A 22657-nucleotide genomic window follows, 5' to 3' on the forward strand; every position below is an offset into this window, starting at 1 on the left:
GAACGTGATTGAAACCCATCACTTCTGCTACCAAAGCTGTAGCACTCGGTAACACCCGGCCCCATTGCAGTGCATCTTTTTCAAGCATTTCGATCCCCCCGCCCTGCCCCGCACGGCCAAAACAGGCATGGCGTACTTTGTGCATCTCAAGGCGATCCTCCCTTGCTTGAAGCCACCATGCGCCCCAAGGAACTGAAACTCTGGACCACCGGTGTCGCCCACCTGCTCGACCTGCCCGCCGGGCATGCACGGCTGTCGGGCCTTAGCCACTGGTTGCGGCAAGTCTGCCCGGTCGATCATTTCGTCCTGTTTGTCTACGAAGGCAATCACCGGCCCCTGGCGTTGTTCGACACCTTCTCGGCGGACAAACGCGCGGTGTATGTCGATGACTATCAGTGCGGACCGTATTTGCTCGATCCGTTCTATTTGGCCTGTACGCGCGGGCAGGCACCCGGATTGTGGCGATTGCGCCAGTTTGCGCCCGACCACTTCTACCTCGGCGAGTACTACCTGACTTATTACCAGCAAACCGGTCTGGCAGAAGAAGTGGCGTTTTTCGTCGACCTCGGCGCCGGTGCCACGGCCGTGCTGTCGCTGATGCGTTCCTCGGCCAGTTGCGCGTTCAGCCGTGACGAAATGCAGTTGATCGAGTGCGCGCAAGCGGTGGTCGAGCAGGTCATCAATGAAGCCTGGCGCTTGCGTCAGGCCCAGCAACCGCGCCCCGCGCAGGATCTGGACTTCAAGATCCGCGAAGCCTTCGATCAGTTCGGCGCGCACATTCTCACCGGGCGCGAACAGGAGATAGTGCAGCTGCTGTTGCGCGGTCACTCCAGCGCCTCGGTCGCCGAACAACTGAACATCAGTCCGGGCACGGTGAAAATCCACCGCAAGAACCTCTACGCCAAGCTCGGCATCGGTAGCCAGTCGGAGTTGCTCGGACTGTTTATCCGCGACCTCACTGAAAATCAGCTGCAAGCTTCAAGCGACAGGCTGCAAGGGGATCGAGGTCGCGCCGTTGGCTGGTAGCTTGCGCAGTGCTTGTAAGCAGCACGTATCCGTTCATCAAAAATCGCTGGACGGGGCCTTGAGGGGATGATGCGCTTCAGGCTTGAGGCTTATTTAGCCGACCATCCAGACCAAAAGGCTCTTGCAACACCAGCTCGTACAAACCATTGGCCATTTGCGGGTTCATCAGCAAATTCCAGCTATGCGGCGACACGCTCGATGGCACCAAAACAAACGGATGCTGGCGCAGCAGGTCGGCACCGAACTGTTGCTGGCTGCGGCTTGGGGTGCCAGGTACCAACCAATTGGGGTTTGCGATGGTTTCGGGCCGTACCACGTGAATTCTGGACGGGTCCAGCACACGGGCCTGCGTCAGGCGATGAGGTTTGCAATCCAACGCGTCGAAATCCTTGTGCACCGCCACCTCGAGAATGGCCGTAGAGGCATCCAGGCTCGCATAAACCGTGGCCATGCCTTTAGGGTTCCAGCGTCCACCCACCTTTTCTGCCCCCACGCCCAAATGCCATGTGGGGGCATACTCGGCAGGGTCGAGACGCCAGAAGTGAATCTCACTGCTGAAGGGGTCTTTAGCCATCAATAGACCCCATATTCGATGCGCGTCAGAAAATCAGTCACCAACTCATAGCCCACCGAGTTAGAAATCAAATCGATGGGTATTTCACCGTCCAGGCCACGAGCAGGTTTGACCATCCATTGCTCGGCCAGCTCGCGCGAGCCCAGCACCTCCGTGGCTTTTTCCAAGACTTCGGCATAGTTAAGCGCGCGCGTGCTTTGCTCCGAGGTCAAGATTTCATTGGGCGTTTTCAGCCGCCGCGCCAGCGTGCGATCAGAAGCGCCAACGATTTTCGACAGCACGCCGCGTTGCTTATACACCTCGCTGTTTTCGATCATGTTGAGCACTGACTGCAACGGAAAACCGTTTCTTACCGCTCGGTAAATCTCCATACGATCATCACCCACATTCCCGGAGAGCAAGATCGCGACCATGCGTGGCGGGTGATCTGTCGCAGTAGTGGTCACCGCAGGCTTCTTGCGGCGCATAAAACTGGCGGTTGCTTCAAGCTGGCCCAGTTGAATACTCGTGGAGCGACCGGCATTTTTGACAGCCTCATCAGCTGCATCATCTTTTTTCTTGGCGCTCATGGCGGCCTCCGTCACTCTGACATCTGGCATAAACTATAGTGCCAAATGGCAATACTATCCAATCCAAAAACGTTGACCTGCAACACGCCCTACAGAAGCGGCGCTGACTCGCGAAGCGCCAGGCCTGACGCAGTGCGACCGGCCAGCTACCGGATTGAATAAAACGCTAATGCAATACTTGTAGGAGCGAGCCTGCTCGCGATGGACCCAAAGGCACCGAGTTTAGCCTGCAAGCACGCGCCATCGTTCACGACCATCGCGAGCAGGCTCGCTCCTACAAAGGACGGTGCCTACCCAGGCTCCGCATGCCCTCTCCTACCCCCCAAGGGATATATACGCCGCAAAACCCTCATTGCTAGTTTGGCCCCCGACGCACTGATTCATCACTGCAAGGGAGCCCGCCTCGTGAACGACAACCCGCCAAGCGATATCGAATTCTGCAACGTGGTCAAACGCTATGGCCAGGTACAGGCTGTCAGTGGTTTGAATTTCGCCGTGCGGCGCGGTTCGTTCCATTCTTTCCTGGGCGGCTCGGGCTGTGGCAAAACCACCACCCTGCGCATGATCGCCGGGTTCGAACAGCCCACCAGCGGTGAAGTGCGCCTGGCGGGCAGGAACGTTGCCGGCGTTCCGGCCTTCGAGCGGCCGGTGAACATGGTGTTCCAGCATTACGCGCTGTTCCCGCACCTGACCGTGGCACAGAACATCGCCTATGGCCTGCGCTATCGCACCCCGCGTCCCGACAAAAAACAACAGCTGCGCATGGCCGATGAAGCCCTGGAAATGGTGCGCCTCAGCGGCTTCGGCCAGCGCAAACCGAGTGAGCTTTCCGGCGGCCAACAACAGCGCGTGGCCCTGGCCCGGGCGCTGGTCAACAAGCCCACCGTGCTGCTGCTCGATGAGCCGCTGGCGGCACTGGACCGCAAGTTGCGCAAGGAGATGCAGTCGGAATTGCTGCGCCTGCAACGTGAGGTCGGCATCACCTTCGTGCTGGTCACTCACGACCAGGAAGAAGCGCTGTCCATGAGCGACAGCATCAGCGTGATGCACAACGGCTCGATCATCCAGACCGCCACCCCGGAACAATTGTACGAAGCTCCGGCCAGCCGATACGTGGCTGACTTCATCGGTGAGTCCAACCTGTTCAACGGCACCGTCCGCCATCTGAATGGCCGTTCGGTGGTCCTGCGCACCGAGCAGGGACTGGAACTGACCAGCCCGCTCACGCCCACCGGCAAGGCCCTGAGCGCGAACGCCGACGGCTGCATCGCCGTGCGCCCTGAACTAATCAGCATTGCCGGTGCCAGCGCCGACATGGCGCGGGAAGTGACCCTGCAAGGCTGCGTCGAGGACCGGATCTACCTGGGCAACACCACCGAATACCGCGTGCGCACCCAGGCCTTCGGCGTGGTCTGCGTGCGCGTGCCGCGCCAGCAGGACCACGGCGCCAACGCATTCGAACACGGCGCGGCAGTGCGCGTCGGCTGGGATCACGCCAATGGCCTGGCCATGGCGTTGTAAGTCGTCGATTCGTTTCATCAACCGGATGGGGAGCGTGCTATGGACCAGAAGACCTTTATCAAAACCTTGCGCAGCTGGCAGAACGGCTCGATCAGTCGCCGCGACTTTCTTGGCCGCACCGGCCTCGGGATCGCCGCGGCGGTGGTCGCGACCCATATGCCCGGCCTGCTGACCTCCACGGCCGAGGCCGCCGAACAAGGCAAACTGGGCGATCGCCTGTCGCTGGCGACCTGGCCGAACTACCACAGTCAGGAAAACCTCGACGCGTTCGCCAAAACCACGGGTGCGCGGGTATCGATGAGCGTGTTCGGCTCCAACGAAGAAATGCTCGCCAAGTTGCAGGCCGGCGGCAGTGGCTGGGACGTGCTGGTGCCGACCAACTACACCATCAGCACCTACGTCGGCCTGGGCTTGATCGAACCCCTGGACCTGTCGCGCATTCCCAATTTCGATGCCTCGGCGTTCCAGCAGAAGTTCATGGCACAGGGCACAGTCGACGGCAAGGTGTATGCGGTGCCGAAGAACTGGGGCACCACCGGCATGCTCTACGACACCGGCAAGCTGAAGAACGGCCCAACCAGCTGGAAAGAATTCTGGGCCGCCGCCCAGGGGCCTGCCAGTGGCCGCACCATGGTCCACGACTATCAACTCACTGCCATCGGCAACGCCCTGAAAAGCTTCGGCTACAGCTTCAACTCCCTGGACCCGAAAGAACTGGCCGATGCCGAAAAGCTGCTGATTGAAGTCAAGCCGCACCTGTTCGCCATCAACTCCGATATCCAGCCGTCGATGCGCAGCGGCGATGCCTGGCTGGCCATGTCGTGGACCGGTGACGCCTCGCAACTGCATCGCGACAACGCGCAGATGCAGTTCGAGCTGGGCAAGGAAGGCGGCGAGCTGTGGAGCGACTTCTTCGCCATTCCGAAAAACTCAGAGCACAAGGATGCCGCCTACGCCTTCATCAACTACCTGCTCGATCCGCAGCACAACAAGCTCGAAGTGCTGAGCCACGGCTACCCGAGCGGTGACAAGCGGGTCGATGCCCTGCTGCCGACGGCCATGCTCAGTGATCCGATCATGTACCCGGCCGCCGAAGCCCTCAGCCCACTGGAGTTCGGTGCGGCGGCGACGCTCACCAGCCCGGCCCGCGCCGAACTGATGGCCCGTTTCAAATCCGCCTGATCACTTGCCATGGCCAACGAGGAGTCGCCCATGAATGCCGCCGCCCACCCGCAAACGGTGCAGCCGGGCAGTGCCCTGTCAGTCGAGGTGCGCCCACGGCGCAGCCTCGGCCGGCGGATCACCCTGCTGATGCTCTTGCCTTCGACCCTGTGGTTCCTGCTGCTGTTACTGATGCCGCTGGTGATCATCCTGGTCTTCAGTTTCGGCGAACGCAGCGCCGTGGGCGGGTATGCCGGGGGCTTCACGCTGGCCAACTACCTGAACCTCGGTTCGCGGGCGGCGGCGTTCGGCAACACGCTGGTATTGGCGCCACTGGGCACCCTGGTGTGCCTGGTGGCGGCCTACCCGCTGGCGTACTTCCTCGCCGTCAAGGTCAGCAAAAACCGTTCGCTGCTGCTGACGCTGGTGATCGTGCCGTTCTGGACCAGTTTCCTGATCCGCACCTACGCGTGGATTTTCATCCTCAGCGGCAAGGGCATTCCGGCGTTGCTGGCCAGCCTTGGCCTGGAAGACGTGAGGCTGATCAACACGCCCTGGGCCGTGCTGATCGGCATCGTCTACGGCTACCTGCCGCTGATGGTGTTCCCGATCTACGTCAGCCTGGAAAAACTCGACAAGCGCCTGCTCGAAGCCTCGGCGGACCTGGGCGCCAGTGCCTTCGAAAGCTTTCGCAGAATCACCCTGCCCCTCTCTGCACCGGGGATCATCACCGGGGTGATGCTGGTCTTTATCCTGTTGATGGGTGAGTTCCTGATCCCGGCCATTCTCGGTGGCGGCAAGGTGTTCTTTGTCGGCAACGCGCTGGTCGACCTGTTCCTGCAGTCGCGCAACTGGCCCTTCGGCAGTGCGCTGGCGATGACCCTGGTGGCGATGATGTTGCTGATCATCGGCCTGTATTTGAAGCTCGTGGCGCGCTATGGCGGCCGCCCTGCCGACGGAGGCCTGTGACATGTGGCTGCGCAGCTATTCGACTTCGCTGTACCTGTTTCTCTACGCGCCGATCGCCCTGATCATCCTGTTCAGCTTCAACGCCGGGCGCAGTGGCCTGGCCTTCGAGTGCTGCTCGGTGCAATGGTTTGGCCGCGCCTTCGACAACCCGTTCATCATGGAAGCCCTCGGTCACAGCGCCTTCATTGCCTTCTGTTCGGCGGTGCTGGCGACGCTGTTCGGCACCCTCGCGGTGTTCGGTCTGCAGCGTGCCGGACGCAAGGTTCGCCTGCTGTTCGATGCCCTGACCTACTGCGCGATCATTGTCCCGGGCATCGTCATCGGCATCTCGACCCTGATTGCCTTCATCAGCCTGTTCGACCTGATCAACCCGCTGCTGGCGAGCTGGATGCCCAGCGCGCCTCGATTGAACATGGGGTTCTTCACCGTGATCGCCGCGCACTCGCTGTTCACCATGGCGCTGGTGATGGTGATTGTGCGCAGCCGTGTCGACTCGCTGGACAAGGCGTTGCTGGAAGCCTCGGCCGACCTGTACGCCCCGCCCATGCAAACCTTCTGGCGGGTGACCCTGCCGCAGATCAGCCCCGCGATCATGGCCGGGTTCCTGCTGGCGTTCACCTTCAGCTTCGACGACTTCATCATCGCCTTCTTCGTCGCCGGTTCCGAGACGACCTTGCCGATCTACATTTTTTCATCCATCCGCCGCGGTGTGACGCCAGAGATCAACGCGATCTCGACGGTGATCATCTGCGTGTCGCTGGCACTGTTATTCACTTCCCGCTCTCTGCAAAACCGCCAGACCGGCGTTCAGGAGTCGCACCATGCGTGATCAGCTATACATCAACGGCGAGTGGGTCAGCCCGGACCTGGGCGGCTATCTGGAGGTCGTCGACCCGGCCACCGAACACGTTTTCCACCGTGTGGCGGCCGGCACCGAAGAGGACGTCGACCATGCCGTGCGCGCCGCCAGGCGCGCCTTCGACAATGGCTGGAGCCAAACCACCGGCGCCGAGCGCGCGCAGTGGCTGGAGGCCCTGGGCGATGAACTGGAAAACGGCCAGTCCGCGCTGGCGGAACTGGAGGTGCGCGACAACGGCAAACCATTGCCCGAAGCGCAGTGGGACATCGGCGATGCGATTGGCTGTTTTCGCTATTACGCCGGTCTGGCCCGTGAACTCGACGAACGACAGGACCAGCCACTGGCCCTGCCGGACGCCCGTTTTCGCTGCCGTATCCGCCACGAACCGATTGGCGTGGCCGGGCAGATCATCCCGTGGAACTACCCGCTGCTGATGGCCGCCTGGAAAGTAGCTCCAGCCCTGGCGGCGGGCGCCACGGTGGTATTGAAGCCGTCCGAGCTGACGCCATTGACAGCGCTGGAGCTGGCCGCCGCCGCTGACCGCATCGGCCTGCCGGCGGGCGTGCTCAACGTGGTCACCGGGCTCGGCGCCGAGGCTGGCAGCCCGCTGACCGAGCACCCCGGCGTGGACAAACTGGCCTTCACCGGCAGCGTGCCCACCGGCGCGAAAATCATGTCGGCCGCGGCCCGTGACATCAAGAACATCAGCCTCGAACTGGGCGGCAAGTCGGCGTTCATCGTGTTCGACGACGCGGATGTCGAAGCTGCCGTGGAGTGGATTCTGTTCGGGATTTTCTGGAACCAGGGCCAGGTGTGCAGCGCCACCTCGCGCCTGTTGGTGCAGGACGGCATCGCCCCAAGGCTGATCGAACGCCTGGTGGAAGAAACCCGCAAGATCACCATCGGCCCGGGCCTAGAGCCCGGCGTGCTGCTGGGGCCACTGGTCAGCCAGGGCCAGTACGACAAGGTGCTCGGTTTTATCGATCAGGGCCTGGCCAGCGGTGCGCGCCTGCTCACCGGAGGACGCCGGCCGGCGCATTTACCCCAGGGCTATTTCATCGAGCCGGCGATCTTCGACGAACCGGGAACCAGCAGCATTCTCTGGCGCGAAGAAGTCTTCGGCCCGGTGCTGTGCATCAAGCGCTTCAACACCGAAGAACAAGCCGTGCAAATGGCCAACGCCAGCCGCTTCGGCCTCGCCGCGGCGGTGATGAGCGCTGACTTGCAACGCAGCGCACGGGTGGCCAACCAGTTGCGCGCCGGGATTGTCTGGGTCAACTGCTCGCAACCGACCTTCGTCGAAGCGCCGTGGGGCGGCATGAAACACAGCGGGATCGGCCGTGAGCTGGGGGAATGGGGCCTGCACAATTATCTGGAGGTCAAGCAGGTCACCGAGTACGTCAGCGAGCAACCCTGGGGCTGGTATTTGAAGTAAACAGACCGACCGCTTCGCGAGCAGGCTTGCTTCCACAATGTGATCTTCAGCGACCTCAAAAACCGAGGTCGCTCAGGGCCCTTGTGGGCGCTGGCTTGCCCGCGATGACGTCGGCACCGCCCACAAAACTGTCGACCGCCAGGCCGCCATTGCGAACAGTCTCGCTCCCACACTCGTAGTGAAGGGTTAAGATGAAACGCCCTTCAATACACGACGGAGTTGATCAATGCGCATTGCTTTGCTGTCCGATGTCCACTTGTCCGTCAACGCGATCCCTTTTCCCGTCGTGGATGCCGATATTGTCGTGCTCGCCGGAGACATCGCCCGGCCGGCCGCCGCCATCGAGTGGGCCAAAGCCTGTCCTGCTCCGATCGTGTACGTCGCCGGCAATCATGAGTTTTATGGCAGCGACCTGACCTCCACCTGCGAGCAGTTGAAACGGTTGTCCCAAGGCACAGGGATTCACGTATTGGAGCGCTCGGAGTATGTCCACGACGGCGTACGGTTTTTGGGCTGCACCTTGTGGTCTGACTATCGTTTGTTCGATGACGCACAGGACCGGGCCCAGGGCGTAGACCTGGCGACGGCGCTCATCCGGGACTTCAGCCACATCAAAATCTCCCCCGATTTTCCGGACCTGTTCACGCCGGCCATCTCCCAGTTGATGTTCCTGCAGACCGTCGCCTGGCTGGATGAATGCTTCAGCCGCGACAGCGCCCTTCCCACGGTGGTGGTTTCCCATTTCGCGCCGACACGCTCGAGCATCAGCCCGGCCTTCGCGAATTCACCGATCAATTCGAGTTTTGTTTCAGACCTCGAACAGCGGATCAAGGACTGGCAGCCGGCGCTTTGGTTGCATGGCCACACCCACGGGAGCTTTGATTATCGGGTGGGCAACACCCGCGTCATTTGCAATGCCCGGGGCTACGCAAAAAATGGCATCAATGAAAACCCGGACTTTGATGATGCCTGTGTGATTGAGCTGGATACCTGACGCGTCAATCATGCGCGCCGAGGGTCGTCCCTATTCGACATTCAGCTGCTTTCCCGCCATGGCCGCCGCACGCGCGAGGTACAACAGCCCTGTCTACCAGGACGCGCGCAGTATCGGCTTGACCGCCGCACCCGGGTGGTATTGAGTCCACGAACCACGTGATCACAGCAAACACACTATGGGGGTCCATCTCGTGAGCAATAAGCCCTACGTCCCACCAAAGGTCTGGAAAAACGACGCCCCGTCCGGCGGCCAATTCGCCAGCATCAACCGCCCGATCGCGGGCCCGACCCATGACAAGGCGTTGCCGATCGGCAAGCATCCCCTGCAGCTTTATTCACTGGCCACGCCCAATGGCGTGAAGGTGACCATCCTGCTTGAGGAACTGCTGGCGCTGGGCAAAACCGGCGCCGAGTACGACGCCTGGCTGATCCGCATCGGCGAGGGTGATCAGTTCTCCAGCGGCTTCGTCGAGATCAATCCGAACTCGAAGATTCCGGCACTGCTGGACCGCAGCGTCGAGCCGCCGATCCGTGTCTTCGAGTCCGGTTCGATCCTGCTTTACCTGGCGGAAAAATTCGGCGCCTTCCTGCCCACCGATCCCGCAGGGCGTACCGAAACCCTGAACTGGCTGTTCTGGCAGATGGGTGCGGCGCCCTACCTGGGTGGCGGGTTCGGGCATTTTTACGCCTATGCGCCGGAGAAGTTCGAGTACCCGATCAACCGTTTCGCCATGGAAGCCAAGCGTCAGTTGGACGTCCTTGACCGCCGTCTTGCCCAAAGCCCGTACCTGGCCGGTGACCGCTACACCATCGCCGATATCGCGGTCTGGCCCTGGTACGGCCAGTTGGTACGGGACAACGTGTACTCGGCTGCCGAGTTTTTGTCTGCGCATGAGTACACCCATGTGCAACGCTGGGCCGAGGAGATCGCCAACCGGCCTGCGGTCATTCGGGGCCAGCGTGTCAACCGGACGTGGGGGGACGAGGCGAGCCAGGTGCCTGAACGGCATCAGGCTGAAGATCTGAATTAACGGCGCCCGCTAGCCACCGCCTCAACCAGCAGCGTCACCAGTCGGCGGCAAGATCGACTGGGACGCTTGCCAACGACATGACCATTACGCCACGGAAGTGGCGGCCATGCCGGAATCAGGGCCAGCGTTCCGATCAATCCGCCTGCACGGTGACCTGGTGCTGCTCACCCAGGCCGGTAATTCCCAGGCGAATGGTCTGGCCGGGGCGCAGGAAGACAGGGGCAGGCTTGATCCCCAGGCCCACGCCAGGCGGCGTGCCGGTGGAAATCACATCGCCAGGTTGCAGGCTCATGCAACGACTGAGGTAGGCGATCAGCTGTGGCACAGTGAAGATCAATGTCCGCGTATTGCCTTGCTGGTAGCGGTGGCCGTCGACCTCCAGCCACAGGTCCAGCACATGGGGATCGGCGACTTCATCGCGGGTCACCAGCCACGGGCCGAGCGGGCCGAAGGTGTCGAAGCCTTTGCCCTTGTCCCAGGTGCCGCCGCGCTCCAGTTGCCACTCTCGTTCCGACACGTCGTTGATGACGCAATAACCGGCGACGTGCTCCATGGCGTTCGCCTCGTCGATGTAGCGCCCGCCTTTGCCGATGACCACCCCGAGTTCGACTTCCCAATCGGTCTTGAGCGAGCCGCGAGGGATCTCGATGTTGTCATTGGGGCCGCCGATGGCACTGGTCCATTTGCTGAAGATGATCGGCTCTTTCGGCACTTCCATGTTCGACTCGGCCGCATGGTCGGCGTAGTTCAAACCGATGCAGATAAATTTACCGACCTGCCCGACACAGGCACCGATCCGTGGCTGCCCTTCAACGAGGGGCAAGCTCAGCGGGTCGATGGCCGCAAGCGCCGCCAGGCTGTCCGGGTACAGGACCTGTCCGGCGATATCCGGCACATGACCCGAGAGGTCGCGGAGCCGATTGTCGGCATCCAGCAGGCCGGGTTTCTCCGAACCTTTTTCGCCATAACGCAACAGTTTCATGGGGTTCTCCTGCTTGATCGAAAAATACAGACCGGTTTCAGATGCTCATGCCGCCATCGATGACATGCACACCACCGGTGGTGTAGCTGGAAGCGTCGCTGCCCAGGTACAGGGCCAATCGGGCAATTTCCTCGGGGCTACCGATACGCCCCATCGGCTGGCGGTCGAGGAATTGCTGGTAGACCCGGGTTTCGTCGACGCCCTGTTGTGCCGCCTGGGCCGAGATACGCTGGCGCAACGACGGAGACTCCACGGTGCCGGGGCAGATCGCGTTGCAGCGAATGCCCTGGCCGATGAAGTCCGCCGCGACGGCCTTGGTCAGCCCCACCACCGCCGCCTTGCTGGCAGCATAGGCGAACCGGTTGGGCACGCCCTTGATGCTGGACACCACCGACGACATGTTGATGATCGAGCCGCCGCCACGCGCCAGCATGCCCGGCAGAAACGTGCGGATCATCCGGTACATGGCGGTGACATTGATGTCCATCGAACGCGCCCAGGCCGCTTCGTCGCACTCGAGGATGTTGCCGCTGTGCACGTAGCCAGCGCAGTTGAACAGCACATCCAGGCCACCGATACGTTCACTGGCCTGGCTGATGGCGCTCGCCGACGTCACGTCCAGCGTGAGGGCGGTGATGCCTTCGACGCCCTCCAGCGCGCGGATATCGATATCACTGGCAAACACCTCGGCACCGGCCCGGGCAAAGGCGATGGCGCTGGCCATGCCGATGCCCTGCCCGGCCGCCGTGACCAGCACCCGCTTGTGTTGCATGTTCATGCTGTTTCAAGTTTGGCGGTGGCGATGGCGACTTTCGGGGACCGGCCGAGCATCGAGGCGGGAATGGCCAGGATCAGCCCACCGCTGACAAACAGGCACAGCGCCAATACGTAGGTGCCGTTGTTGATATTACCGGTGAGGTTTTCCGCCACGGCGGTGATCATCGACCCCGTGAAGCCGGACAGGTTGCCGAAGGCGTTGATCATGCCGATACCGGCCGCTGCGGCGACGCCGGACAAGACTGTCCCCGGCAGGGTCCAGAAAATCGGCATCAGGCTGAGAATCCCCGAGGCGGATACGCTAAGGAACAGCACGGACAGCACCAGGTTGTCGGCGAAATAGGCACTGAGCATCAGCCCCACGCCACCGATGAACGCCGGAATCGCCGCATGCATGCGTCGCTCTCCGGTACGGTTGGAGTGCCGCGCGTTGAGCAGCATCGCGACCACGGCCACCGCGTAAGGAATGGCGGTCAGCAAACCGATGTGCAGGCTGTTGGTGATACCGGTGCTCTTGATGATCGAGGGCATCCAGAACGCCAGGCCGTAAAAGCCGGTATTGAAGGTCAGCAGGATCAGTACCAGCAACCACACCCGTGGATTGAAGAACACTTCGCTCAGGCGTGAAGCCTTGCCTTGGTTATCGGTTTGCAAATTGGCCTTGAGCAAGGCCTTCTCTGCTGCGGACAGCCATTTGGCGGAGTCGATGTTGTTCGCCAGGCAGACGATCACGACGAACGCCATGATGATCGAAGGAATGCCCTCGATGATCAGCATCCACTGCCAGCCGGACATGCCGTGCACGCCTTGCATGCTGTTCATCAACCAACCGGACAGTATTCCGCCCAGGGTCAGGCTGATCGGCATGGCCATCAGGAAGCCGGACATCACGCGGCTCTGGCGGTGCGTCGGAAACCAATAATTGAGGTACAGAATCACCCCGGGGAAGAAGCCCGCTTCGCAAATGCCCAACAGGAAGCGCAGCACGTAGAACATCGTGCTCGATTCGATGTGGAACACGCCCGCCAGCGGCACGGTGAATGCCACGGCCATGGAGATCACGGCCCAGGTCAACATGATCCGGGCGATCCAGAAGCGTGCGCCGAAGCGATGCAGCAACAGGTTGCTCGGTACTTCAAACAGGAAATAGCCCCAGAAGAACATACTGGCGCCCAAGGCGTAGACGGTGTTGCTGAATTGCAGCTCGTTGAGCATGTCGAGCTTGGCGAAGCCGATGTTGACCCGGTCCAGGTACGCGGCCATGTAGCACAGGAGCAGGACGGGAAGGATGCGCCAGATGACCTTGCGGTAGGTCCGGTCTTCAAAGTCTTGTTCGCTGGCGTGCGCCTGCGCGGGCAAATGCTCGGATATGGTTTGCATGGAGGTAACCCCTGGGCATGTGGACATGCCTGATTGTTTTTATCGAATGGGTTACGCCGAGTGAGCGGTTCACTCGGCGGTGATGCTGGCTACAGCGCCTGGGTGGTTTTCTCTCCGTTGACCAGGCGCGTCAGCCCCAGTGGATTGCGATTTTTGAGCGCCTCGGGGAGCAAGGCGTCGGGGAAGTTCTGGTAGCACACCGGGCGCAGGAAGCGGTCGATGGCCAGGGTGCCCACCGAGGTGCCACGGGCATCGGAAGTCGCCGGCCAGGGGCCGCCGTGAACCATGGCATCGCAGACTTCCACGCCGGTGGGATACCCGTTGACCAGCACGCGGCCGACCTTCTGTTCGAGCACGGCCACCAGGTCGGCAGATTGTTCCAGCTCCGCCGGTTCACCGATCAGGGTGGCGGTCAGTTGCCCGCGCAACCCTTGCAGGGCCGCCAGTAACTCAGTCCGGTCAGCCACCTCAACCACCACGGTGGCCGGGCCGAAGATTTCTTCCTGGAGCAATTCGTTGCCCGTCAGCAACAGGTTGACATCCGCCTGGAACAATTGCGCCCGGGCTTGATTGCCTGCCTGCGCCTGCCCGGCCAGGTGGGTGATCTGCGGATGCGCCAGCAAGGTTTCGCAACCGTGCACATAACTGCGCAGACCACCGGCGTTGAGCATGGTTTGCCCCGGTTGATCGGCCATCAGGGCACTGAGTGTCTGTACGAAGCGGGTGAATGCCGCAGAGCGTATGCCGATGACCAGGCCGGGGTTGGTACAGAACTGCCCGGCGCCCATCACCACCGACGCGGCCAACTCGCTGGCGATACGCTCGCCACGCACTTGCAGGGCCTCGGGCAGGACCAGCACCGGGTTAATGCTGCTCATCTCGGCGAACACCGGGATCGGTTGCGCACGTGCAGCCGCCATGTCGCACAGCGCCCGACCGCCCTTGAGCGAGCCAGTGAAGCCGACCGCCTGAATCTGTGGATGCTTGACCAGCGCCTCACCGACGCCGGCGCCGAAAATCATGTTGAACACACCCGCCGGCATCCCGGTTTTCTCGGCGGCACGAATGATCGCTTCGGCGACCCGTTGCGCCGTCGCCATATGCCCGCTGTGGGCCTTGAACACGACCGGACAGCCAGCAGCCAGCGCGGCGGCGGTGTCACCACCGGCGGTGGAGAAGGCCAAGGGAAAATTGCTGGCGCCGAACACCGCCACCGGGCCGATGCCCAGGCGGCATTGACGCAGATCGACTCGCGGCAACGGTTGGCGTGCCGGAAGCGGCAGATCGATGCGGGCGCCGTAGAAATCACCGCGCCGCAACGCCTGGGCAAACAGGCGCATCTGACCGCTGGTACGGGCTCGTTCGCCTTGGATACGGGCGGCTGGCAACGCGGTCTCCTGGCCGACCAGGGCGACGAAATCATCGCCCAGCGCATCCAGTTCAGTGGCGATCGCTTCGAGAAATTGTGCCCGGCGCTCGGCGGACAGATTGCGATAAATCGGGCTGGCCTGGGCGGCAGCCGAGGCAGCGGCGTCCACTTCCTCGACCGTAGCCTGAATGAAAGCCGTGGGCAGTGGTTGCCCGGTGGTCGCATCAATGCTGTGCAGCACCACCGACCCGGCGGCGCTACGGCCACCGGCGATGAAATTGTGTCCGGACAGTTCGGGCATGACAGTCTCCTGACCCTGATTGGAAGCTGGTCGATACTCTACTGTCGCGAACCGATTCTTTCCCAATGGCATTTTTGGATTAACCGATAACGAAACGTTATCGAAAATCGCGTTTTTCTGGCAACGGCCAGCCCCGCAGGAGCCGGCACGTTTCAATGGGCCGTATCGCTGGCCAGCCGCGCGTTTTCCTTGAGGATTTCGGCGAACTCCAGGGCCGAACCGAGCAGATGCTCGCCCTTGCGCGTGAGGATGCCGTAGTCCTGTGGCACCAGGTGCAATGGCGTATCCAGGGTTTTCAACTGTCCGCTGTCGAGCAGCGGATTGACCATGGCATTGGGCAACATACCGATCATCGCCCCGCGTTGCAGAACCTGGAGGAAGGTCTGCATGGAAATGGTATCGACGGTGTTTTTCGGCATCCCTACCCCGGCTTCGGCGAAGGCCAGCTCCATGCGTGCGCGAATCGGCGTGCCGACCGGATAGAGAATCCAGGGCAAATCCACCAATTGCTGCAACGAGGTCGGGCCAGCGTCGGCCAATGGATGACGGCTGTTGACCACAATGCAGAACGGTTCGGGCGCCAGTGGCTGGAAATCATAGCGCTGCTGCTGGCTTTGATCGGTGAAGCGGGCAACCGCCAGATCGAGCTTTTTCTCTTCGAGCATTTCCATCAGGTGATTACTGGTTTGCTCCACCACTTCAATCGACAGCAAGGGCCAGCGTTGCTTGATCTGCAAGATCGCCTCCGGCAGCGCCACCGCAGTGGCGGCAAAAATCCCGCCGACCTTGAGGTGGCCATGACCGCCCTCGCGCAGACTGCCGATCTGCTCGACGAACGAGCGGGCATCGTTCAGTGCGATCTGCGCGTAACGCAGCACATGCTCGCCCAGCGCCGTGGGCGGCATGCTCCGCGGCTGGCGTTCGAACAGGGCAAAGCCGAGCAGGCTTTCGATTTCCTTGAGCATCTTGCTGATGGCCGGCTGGCTGAGGTTCATCTGCTGCGCCGCCAGGTGCATGTTGCGCGTGCGCCCCAGCGTGTCGATCAGCAACAGGTGGCGGAATTTGAGCCAGCCGCAGACGCTGGAAAAGGACAGTTCTGACATGGGCATTCCCCGAAGAAGCAATAACCGGAAGTTATCGAATACTGAATATATCTCATTGGAGTTTATCGACTGGCCGCCCTAGCGTGAAGGCTTTACGAACCAGGAAGATTCCTCATGTCGCCACTGCTTACTCCTGAAAACACACTGCCGGTCGACGGTGTGGCCGGTACTCTGATCGGCCGCGCCTGGGTTCCCGGCCGGATCGCCGGGCCTTCGCCGATTGTTCTGCGCACGGACGGTGTGTTCGATCTGTCGGACCGTTTCGCGACCTTGAGCGACTTGCTGGAATCGGACTCGCCGCTGTCGGCCGTACGCCAAACACCCGGCACCTTCATCGCCAGTGTCGAGGCCCTGCTGGCCAACACGGGCCCCGATGCGGACCTGTCCAGGCCTTACCTGCTGCCGCCCCTGGATTTACAGGTGATCAAGGCGGCCGGTGTCACCTTCGCCGCCAGCATGATCGAACGGGTGATCGAGGAGCAGGCCGGCGGTGACGCTGCAAAGGCCGAAGCCGTTCGCGCCACCGTGCATGGGGTCATCGGTGACAACCTGCGTTCGATCGTCCCCGGCTCCGAGCAGGCCATGCGTTTGAAAGCCTTGCTGATCGAACAGGGCATGTGGTCGCAATACCTTGAAGTCGGTATCGGTCCGGACGCGGAGATTTTCACCAAGGCACCGGTACTCGCCGCCGTCGGCAGCGGCAGCCGCATCGGCATTCACCCCGGTTCGCAGTGGAACAACCCGGAACCGGAAGTGGTGCTGGCGGTAAACAGCCGTGGCCAGATCCATGGCGCGACCTTGGGCAACGATGTGAACCTGCGGGATTTCGAAGGCCGTAGCGCCTTGTTGCTGAGCAAGGCCAAGGACAACAACGCTTCATGCTCCATCGGGCCGTTCATTCGCCTGTTCGATGAACACTTCAGCCTCGACGACGTGCGTGCCTGCGTGGTCGACCTCGAGGTGCAGGGCGAAGACGGTTACCGGATGCAGGGCTCGAGCTCCATGAACCAGATCAGCCGCGACCCGCAGGACCTGGCCAGCCAGACCCTCAACGCCAATCACCAATACCCTGACGGCTTCCTGCTGTTTCTCGGTACTCTGTTCGCCCCGACCGAGGATCGCGATCATGCCGGAAGCGGCTTCACCCACAAACTCGGCGACCGGGTCAGCATCAGCAGTCCGTTGCTCGGCAGTCTGCACAACCGCGTCACTCACAGCTGTGACGCCGAGCCCTGGACCTTTGGTGTGAACGCCCTGCTGCGTAACCTGGCAGCCCGAGGACTGCTCGCGCGCTGAAGCCACGCCAGATTGTCGATTCATCCAATGACAAGAGAGACCCGATCATGAGTGACATTCCAAAACGCCGCCTGCGCAGCGAGCAATGGTTCAACGACCCTGCCCACGCGGACATGACTGCCCTGTACGTCGAACGCTACATGAATTACGGCATGACCCGTGAAGAGTTGCAGTCGGGCCGCCCGATCATCGGGATCGCCCAGACCGGCAGCGACCTGACGCCGTGCAACCGCCATCACCTGGAACTGGCCCAGCGGGTCAAGGCCGGCATTCGTGACGCCGGGGGCATTCCCATGGAGTTTCCGGTGCACCCGATCGCCGAGCAATCCCGTCGACCGACCGCCGCGCTGGACCGTAACCTGGCCTATCTGGGGCTGGTGGAAATCCTCCACGGCTACCCACTGGACGGCGTGGTGCTCACCACCGGTTGCGACAAAACCACCCCCGCCTGCCTGATGGCCGCCGCAACCACCGACCTGCCCTCCATCGTCCTGTCCGGCGGGCCGATGCTCGACGGTCACCACAAGGGTGAACTGATCGGCTCCGGCACCGTGCTCTGGCACGCACGCAATCTGATGGCGGCCGGGGAAATCGATTACGAAGGCTTCATGGAAATGACCACCGCAGCATCGCCTTCGGTGGGCCACTGCAACACCATGGGCACCGCCCTGTCGATGAATGCACTGGCCGAAGCCCTGGGCATGTCGCTGCCCGGCTGCGCGAGCATTCCGGCGCCCTATCGGGAACGCGGACAAATGGCCTATGCCACCGGCAAGCGCATCTGCGAACTGGTGATGCAGGATGTGCGCCCGTCACAGATCATGACCCGCGAGGCCTTCGAGAACGCCATTGCCGTGGCCTCGGCACTGGGGGCCTCAAGCAACTGCCCTCCGCACCTGATCGCCATCGCCCGGCACATGGGCGTGGAATTGAGCCTGGATGACTGGCAGCGCATTGGCGAAGACGTGCCGTTGCTGGTCAACTGCATGCCGGCCGGTAAATACCTGGGTGAAGGTTTCCACCGCGCGGGCGGTGTGCCGGCGGTCATGCATGAACTGCAAAAAGCCGGGCGCCTGCACGAAGACTGCGCCACGGTCAGCGGCAAGACCATCGGTGAAATCGTCAGCGGCACCCTGACCAGCAACGCCGACGTGATCTATCCCTTCGAGACCCCGCTCAAGCACCGCGCCGGTTTCATCGTGCTCAGCGGCAACTTCTTCGACAGCGCGATCATGAAGATGTCGGTGGTCGGCGAGGCATTCCGCAAGACCTACCTGTCCGAACCCGGCGCGGAAAACAGCTTCGAAGCGCGGGCCATCGTGTTCGAAGGGCCGGAGGACTATCACGCGCGAATCGACGACCCGTCGCTGGATATCGACGAACGCTGCATCCTGGTGATTCGTGGCGCTGGCACCGTGGGCTATCCCGGCAGTGCCGAAGTGGTGAACATGGCACCGCCGGCGGCACTGATCAAACAAGGCATCGACTCCCTGCCCTGCCTGGGCGACGGTCGCCAGAGCGGCACTTCCGCCAGCCCGTCGATCCTCAACATGTCGCCGGAAGCGGCGGTCGGTGGCGGCCTGGCGTTGCTGAAAACCAACGACCGCCTGCGCGTCGACCTCAACGCCAGATCGGTCAACCTGCTGGTCGATGAAGCCGAAATGGCGCGGCGCCGCGCCGAGTGGACGCCGAACATCCCCGCCTCGCAAACCCCCTGGCAGGAGCTATACCGCCAACTGGTCGGGCAACTGTCCACCGGCGGCTGCCTGGAACCGGCGACCCTGCACCTGCGAGTCATCGCCCGCAGTGGCGGCGAGCCCCGGCATTCGCACTGACGGGACGCAGCACGGCTCTGCTGTCCCGGCGCCGGCCGGGTTGGCAGGCCGTAGTGACTGTCCATACGCTTCACTCCACGACAAAAGACAGGGCCGCCAATAGCAATCATTCGGCGCCAAAGGACTCTTACCATCCTGGTTCTTCATCCAAAAACAAGAGAAGAACCATGGCCGCCATCCTTCAGAAACAGGGCGACAGCACCGATTTTTCGGTCGCCGCCGTCGCCGACACACACCGCATGAGTCAACGCTCGCTGACGATGGCCTGGTGGGGCATTTGCAGCGCGATGTTCTGGCTTGTCGTTTCCGCCACCCTGGCAATGACCTTCGGCACTCAAAACGCGATCATTGGCCTGCTGTTGTCGGTCGTGACCTACGCCGCCATCAATGGCGTGATTGCGCGCTATGCAATCAAGACCGGACTGTCGGTCGCGCTGTTTTCGCGGGTCCTGTTCGGGCGCAAGGGCGCGACCCTCGCGACCTTGATCTTCTTCGCCACCGCGACCTATTACAGCGTGTTCGAAGGCTCGGTGATTGCCATTGCAATTCAACAGTACGTGCCGACTTTGTCGATCAATCAGGCCTACCTGTTGGTGGTGCTGTACAGCGTGCCGTTGATTTTCGGCAGCGTGCAAAACTGGATGGACAAGCTCAACGGCGTGTTGCTGCCCTTCTACCTGATCGGTCTGGTCGCGCTGGTAGTGGTGACCATCGAACAATACGGCTACAGCGCCGCCTGGCTGCAGATGGGACCGGCGAGCGGCCCGGTGGCGAATGGCTGGTGGGATTGTTTCAGCTACTTCATGGGCGTGTGGATCCTGATGATGTACACCTGGGACTACGCACGTTTCGGCCGCAAGGAAGACGCCACCTACCATGCCCGCTTCAACTTCGGCCTGCCCTTCTACACCTTCACCTTTTTGATCAATGGCCTGGTCGGGATTTTCCTGGCCGGAACCATTCCTACCCCCGGCGGCCTGAGCGAGGTGTCGGTGGTGATGGCGATCGTCGAGCTGATGGGGATCTGGGGCCTGATCTTCGTCTGGATCAGCCAGACGCGCATCAATTCGGCGAACTTCTACCTGGCGGCCACCAACATGCAGGCCTTTTTCGGCGGCATCGGACTGGCGAAAGTGCCTTACATCGCCTGGGCCATCGCCGTCGGCGTGCTGGTCTACACCCTGATGCGCCTGAACGTTTTCGATTACATCCTGCAAGCGCTGTCGTACCAGAGCATCTTCGTGGTGGCCTGGGTGGCGATTGCCCTGGCGCACATTTTCTCGCCCCGCTACCCCCTGCTGTTCCAGGACCGGATCGAATACCAGGTGGATAGGGTCAGCGCCTTCAACCCCTGTGGCCTCGGGGCGTGGTTCCTTGCCGCCGCCCTGGGCATTGCGCTGCTCAACTGTGGCCATGCGGCCCTGGCCACCTGGTCTGCACCCGTGACCTTCCTCAGCGCCTTCAGCGCCTATTGGCTGCTGCTGAACAACGCCAGGCGCAGTTGGTTCGTGCGCGCCAGTTGCGGCTGACCCCTACGTTCACTAATGACCATCTTCAGGCGAACGCAAACCCACCAACAGTGCACGGGCAATCAACTTCCAGTGCGCTTTGCGCCAAGCCAGCCAAGGCTTCGAGCAGGTAGTTTGGTGTCGTGGGTTAGACGTTCGTCCTGACCTTCACCTGGATAACAACAAGATTTCTGGTGACCCATGAGTACAGTAGATCCGATCACCCTGGCCGTCGTGCGAGGCGCGCTGGAAACCGCGCAACGCGAAATGACCATCACCCTTGAGAAAACCGGTCGTTCGAGCGTTTTCAACCTGGCTCACGACTATTCGAATGCACTGTTTGACCACCTTCCGGAAATGATCCTGCAAGGCCAGGACATCCCGATTCACCTCGGCTCGCTGATTCCGGCAATGAAATGCGTCGCCGGTTTCTTCGGTGACGAGGTCGAAGAAGGCGATGTGATTTATCACAACGATCCGGCCTACATGGGCAGCCACATCCTCGACTGCTGCATGTACAAACCGGTGTTCTACCAGGGCGAACTGGTGTTCTGGGCCGTTTGCAAAGGCCACCTGACCGACATCGGCGGCCCGGTGCCCGCCGGCTACAACCCCGAAGCCAAGGAAATCTACGCCGAAGGTTTGCGCATCCCGCCGGTGAAACTATGGTCGCGGGGCAAGCGCCGTGAGGACGTGATCAACCTGCTGCTGACCAACATGCGTGCCCGTGCCTATCAGGAAGGCGATCTCAACGCTCAATACGGCGCCTGCAACGTCGGCGAACGGCATTTGCTCGAATTGCTCGATCGCTATGGCGTGGAACAGGTGCGCGCGTGCATCGCCGAGTTGAAGGACATGGCGGACCGGCACATGCGTGCCTTGCTGCGTGACGTCCCGGACGGCTTTTACACCGGCACCGCGGTGCTGGAAGACTCGGGCCATGGGCTGGGCGAACTGTCGATCACCGCGCAGGTAGAGATTCGGGGTGATGAAGCGCACATCCTCATCGAAAGTCCGCCCCAGGTGCCCTATTTCATCAACTCGTATGCCGGTAACTCGGTGTCCGGGGTTTACCTGGGGCTGATGATGTTCGCTCAGGTGCCGCCGCCGTATAACGAAGGGCTGTACCGCTGCGTGTCCGTCGATCTCGGCCCGCCGGGCACCCTGTGCAACGCGCAGGAACCGGCGCCCCACGTCAACAGCACCACCACGCCGATGGAAACCCTGGCCGATGCGGTGCGCCAGGCCCTGGAACAAGCCGCTCCCGACCGTGTGACCGCCTCTTGGGGCCACGCCAGCGGGATCAACATTGCCGGCCACGACCCGCGCAATGGCAACGACGAGTACGTAACCATGGTGCTCGCGTCGATCATCTCCGGTGCCGGTGCGAACAAGGCCATGGACGGTTGGCCGGCGTGCGGTCCGCTGTGCTGTTTTGGCGCGCTGATGTCCGGTGACATCGAATTGCTGGAGTACTCCTACCCGATCCTCATCCATCGCTACAGCCTGATGACCGACAGCGGTGGTGCCGGCGAATTTCGCGGTGGCTCGGGTACGCGCATCGAAATCGAACCGCTGAACCACGCCATGACGGTGGTGGGTTTTGGCGAGGGTCGGCAACTGCCGACATCGGGGGCCGCGGGCGCAAATAACGTCCTGCTCGAACCGAAGTTGGGGCGGCTGATCCACCGCAAGGCCGATGGTGAAGAACAGTCCTTCATCTACAACGCGCAACTCACCGCGCAACCGGGCGAACGGGTGATCAACGTCAACCCTGGCGGCGGTGGCTACGGCAATCCGCTGCGTCGCCCGGTGGCCAGCGTCGTCAACGATGTGCGCAACGGCCTTGTATCCCGCGAAGGCGCGCGCCTGGAGTACGGCGTGGTGATCGACAGCAATGGCCAGGTCGATGACGCCGCGACCCACGCCTGCCGTGCGGCGAACTAATCGAGCCCGGCCCCTTTG

19 protein-coding genes are annotated in these 22657 nt (G+C 61.9%); 12 read left to right on the forward strand and 7 right to left on the reverse strand.

Features of this window, described 5'->3' with window-relative positions:
* The first annotated feature begins 177 nt into the window (after positions 1-177).
* Positions 178-1026 carry a response regulator transcription factor gene (locus tag BLV61_RS03400; RefSeq protein ID WP_047538793.1) on the forward strand — a complete coding sequence of 283 codons (849 nt, stop codon included), beginning with the start codon at positions 178-180 and terminating at the stop codon, positions 1024-1026.
* A gap of 76 nt (positions 1027-1102) precedes the next feature.
* Here BLV61_RS03400 and BLV61_RS03405 read toward each other — a convergent pair whose 3' ends face one another.
* Both BLV61_RS03405 and parS read right to left on the reverse strand, forming a co-directional pair.
* Positions 1103-1600 (reverse strand): RES family NAD+ phosphorylase, encoded by a 498-nt coding sequence (locus BLV61_RS03405; RefSeq protein ID WP_047530063.1) that lies wholly within the window; start codon positions 1598-1600, stop codon positions 1103-1105.
* A complete protein-coding gene (parS, locus tag BLV61_RS03410) occupies positions 1600-2169 on the reverse strand; it encodes a type II RES/Xre toxin-antitoxin system antitoxin (RefSeq protein ID WP_090462504.1) in 570 nt (189 codons plus the stop codon). Before parS ends, BLV61_RS03405 begins: the two co-directional genes overlap by 1 nt.
* 405 nt (positions 2170-2574) lie before the next feature.
* On the opposite strand from parS, the gene BLV61_RS03415 reads away from it, so the two are divergent.
* The 7 genes from BLV61_RS03415 to yghU all read left to right on the forward strand — a co-directional run bounded on the left by BLV61_RS03415 (position 2575) and on the right by yghU (position 10141).
* Positions 2575-3690 (forward strand): ABC transporter ATP-binding protein, encoded by a 1116-nt coding sequence (locus tag BLV61_RS03415; protein ID WP_090462506.1) that lies wholly within the window; start codon positions 2575-2577, stop codon positions 3688-3690.
* 39 nt (positions 3691-3729) lie between these two features.
* Positions 3730-4872, forward strand: a complete 1143-nt coding sequence (locus tag BLV61_RS03420; RefSeq protein WP_047530069.1) for an ABC transporter substrate-binding protein — start codon at positions 3730-3732, stop codon at positions 4870-4872.
* Positions 4873-4902: 30 nt separating this feature from the next.
* A complete protein-coding gene (locus BLV61_RS03425) occupies positions 4903-5820 on the forward strand; it encodes an ABC transporter permease (RefSeq protein WP_090462509.1) in 918 nt (305 codons plus the stop codon).
* 1 nt (position 5821) lies between these two features.
* Positions 5822-6649 (forward strand): ABC transporter permease, encoded by an 828-nt coding sequence (locus BLV61_RS03430; RefSeq protein WP_090462511.1) that lies wholly within the window; start codon positions 5822-5824, stop codon positions 6647-6649.
* A complete protein-coding gene (locus tag BLV61_RS03435; RefSeq protein ID WP_090462513.1) occupies positions 6642-8114 on the forward strand; it encodes an aldehyde dehydrogenase family protein in 1473 nt (490 codons plus the stop codon). The genes BLV61_RS03430 and BLV61_RS03435 overlap by 8 nt, the downstream gene beginning before the upstream one ends.
* A 226-nt stretch (positions 8115-8340) precedes the next feature.
* The gene (locus BLV61_RS03440; protein WP_090462515.1) at positions 8341-9108 is read left to right on the forward strand and encodes a metallophosphoesterase; all 768 of its coding nucleotides are present in this window, start codon (positions 8341-8343) and stop codon (positions 9106-9108) included.
* Between the two features lie 193 nt (positions 9109-9301).
* Positions 9302-10141: a glutathione-dependent disulfide-bond oxidoreductase gene (gene yghU, locus BLV61_RS03445; protein ID WP_090469720.1), complete on the forward strand. Its 840-nt coding sequence runs from the start codon at positions 9302-9304 to the stop codon at positions 10139-10141.
* Between the two features lie 133 nt (positions 10142-10274).
* Here yghU and BLV61_RS03450 read toward each other — a convergent pair whose 3' ends face one another.
* From BLV61_RS03450 to BLV61_RS03470, 5 genes are all read right to left on the reverse strand, one after another.
* Entirely contained in the window at positions 10275-11123 is an 849-nt protein-coding gene (locus BLV61_RS03450; protein ID WP_090462517.1) for an ureidoglycolate lyase, read from the reverse strand.
* A gap of 37 nt (positions 11124-11160) precedes the next feature.
* Positions 11161-11901 (reverse strand): SDR family oxidoreductase, encoded by a 741-nt coding sequence (locus BLV61_RS03455; RefSeq protein ID WP_090462519.1) that lies wholly within the window; start codon positions 11899-11901, stop codon positions 11161-11163.
* Entirely contained in the window at positions 11898-13280 is a 1383-nt protein-coding gene (locus BLV61_RS03460; RefSeq protein WP_090462521.1) for an MFS transporter, read from the reverse strand. The genes BLV61_RS03455 and BLV61_RS03460 overlap by 4 nt, the downstream gene beginning before the upstream one ends.
* Before the next feature lie 89 nt (positions 13281-13369).
* Entirely contained in the window at positions 13370-14950 is a 1581-nt protein-coding gene (locus tag BLV61_RS03465) for an aldehyde dehydrogenase (NADP(+)) (protein ID WP_090462523.1), read from the reverse strand.
* A gap of 152 nt (positions 14951-15102) precedes the next feature.
* Complete coding sequence (locus tag BLV61_RS03470) at positions 15103-16053, reverse strand: LysR family transcriptional regulator (RefSeq protein ID WP_090462525.1); 951 nt, start codon at positions 16051-16053, stop codon at positions 15103-15105.
* A gap of 114 nt (positions 16054-16167) precedes the next feature.
* On the opposite strand from BLV61_RS03470, the gene BLV61_RS03475 reads away from it, so the two are divergent.
* The 4 genes from BLV61_RS03475 (at position 16168) to capB (ending at position 22639) form a co-directional block, all read left to right on the forward strand.
* Positions 16168-17349 (forward strand): fumarylacetoacetate hydrolase family protein, encoded by a 1182-nt coding sequence (locus tag BLV61_RS03475; protein ID WP_090462527.1) that lies wholly within the window; start codon positions 16168-16170, stop codon positions 17347-17349.
* Positions 17350-17396: 47 nt separating this feature from the next.
* The gene (locus tag BLV61_RS03480; RefSeq protein WP_047530089.1) at positions 17397-19184 is read left to right on the forward strand and encodes an IlvD/Edd family dehydratase; all 1788 of its coding nucleotides are present in this window, start codon (positions 17397-17399) and stop codon (positions 19182-19184) included.
* 167 nt (positions 19185-19351) lie between these two features.
* Complete coding sequence (locus BLV61_RS03485; protein ID WP_090462529.1) at positions 19352-20713, forward strand: purine-cytosine permease family protein; 1362 nt, start codon at positions 19352-19354, stop codon at positions 20711-20713.
* A gap of 180 nt (positions 20714-20893) precedes the next feature.
* Complete coding sequence (capB, locus tag BLV61_RS03490) at positions 20894-22639, forward strand: caprolactamase subunit beta (protein WP_047530092.1); 1746 nt, start codon at positions 20894-20896, stop codon at positions 22637-22639.
* Positions 22640-22657: the final 18 nt, after the last annotated feature.

Source organism: Pseudomonas mohnii, assembly GCF_900105115.1.
Classification (GTDB): Bacteria; Pseudomonadota; Gammaproteobacteria; order Pseudomonadales; family Pseudomonadaceae; genus Aquipseudomonas; species Aquipseudomonas mohnii.

Excerpts from the sequence above, each read along its gene's own strand:
- BLV61_RS03400 (WP_047538793.1), top strand. The coding sequence starts at position 178 with ATGCGCCCCAAGGAACTGAAACTCTGGACCACCGGTGTCGCCCACCTG.
- BLV61_RS03405 (WP_047530063.1), bottom strand. The coding sequence starts at position 1,600 with ATGGCTAAAGACCCCTTCAGCAGTGAGATTCACTTCTGGCGTCTCGAC.
- parS (WP_090462504.1), bottom strand. The coding sequence starts at position 2,169 with ATGAGCGCCAAGAAAAAAGATGATGCAGCTGATGAGGCTGTCAAAAAT.
- BLV61_RS03420 (WP_047530069.1), top strand. The coding sequence starts at position 3,730 with ATGGACCAGAAGACCTTTATCAAAACCTTGCGCAGCTGGCAGAACGGC.
- BLV61_RS03425 (WP_090462509.1), top strand. The coding sequence starts at position 4,903 with ATGAATGCCGCCGCCCACCCGCAAACGGTGCAGCCGGGCAGTGCCCTG.
- BLV61_RS03430 (WP_090462511.1), top strand. The coding sequence starts at position 5,822 with ATGTGGCTGCGCAGCTATTCGACTTCGCTGTACCTGTTTCTCTACGCG.
- BLV61_RS03435 (WP_090462513.1), top strand. The coding sequence starts at position 6,642 with ATGCGTGATCAGCTATACATCAACGGCGAGTGGGTCAGCCCGGACCTG.
- BLV61_RS03440 (WP_090462515.1), top strand. The coding sequence starts at position 8,341 with ATGCGCATTGCTTTGCTGTCCGATGTCCACTTGTCCGTCAACGCGATC.
- BLV61_RS03450 (WP_090462517.1), bottom strand. The coding sequence starts at position 11,123 with ATGAAACTGTTGCGTTATGGCGAAAAAGGTTCGGAGAAACCCGGCCTG.
- BLV61_RS03455 (WP_090462519.1), bottom strand. The coding sequence starts at position 11,901 with ATGAACATGCAACACAAGCGGGTGCTGGTCACGGCGGCCGGGCAGGGC.
- BLV61_RS03460 (WP_090462521.1), bottom strand. The coding sequence starts at position 13,280 with ATGCAAACCATATCCGAGCATTTGCCCGCGCAGGCGCACGCCAGCGAA.
- BLV61_RS03465 (WP_090462523.1), bottom strand. The coding sequence starts at position 14,950 with ATGCCCGAACTGTCCGGACACAATTTCATCGCCGGTGGCCGTAGCGCC.
- BLV61_RS03470 (WP_090462525.1), bottom strand. The coding sequence starts at position 16,053 with ATGTCAGAACTGTCCTTTTCCAGCGTCTGCGGCTGGCTCAAATTCCGC.
- BLV61_RS03475 (WP_090462527.1), top strand. The coding sequence starts at position 16,168 with ATGTCGCCACTGCTTACTCCTGAAAACACACTGCCGGTCGACGGTGTG.
- BLV61_RS03480 (WP_047530089.1), top strand. The coding sequence starts at position 17,397 with ATGAGTGACATTCCAAAACGCCGCCTGCGCAGCGAGCAATGGTTCAAC.
- BLV61_RS03485 (WP_090462529.1), top strand. The coding sequence starts at position 19,352 with ATGGCCGCCATCCTTCAGAAACAGGGCGACAGCACCGATTTTTCGGTC.
- capB (WP_047530092.1), top strand. The coding sequence starts at position 20,894 with ATGAGTACAGTAGATCCGATCACCCTGGCCGTCGTGCGAGGCGCGCTG.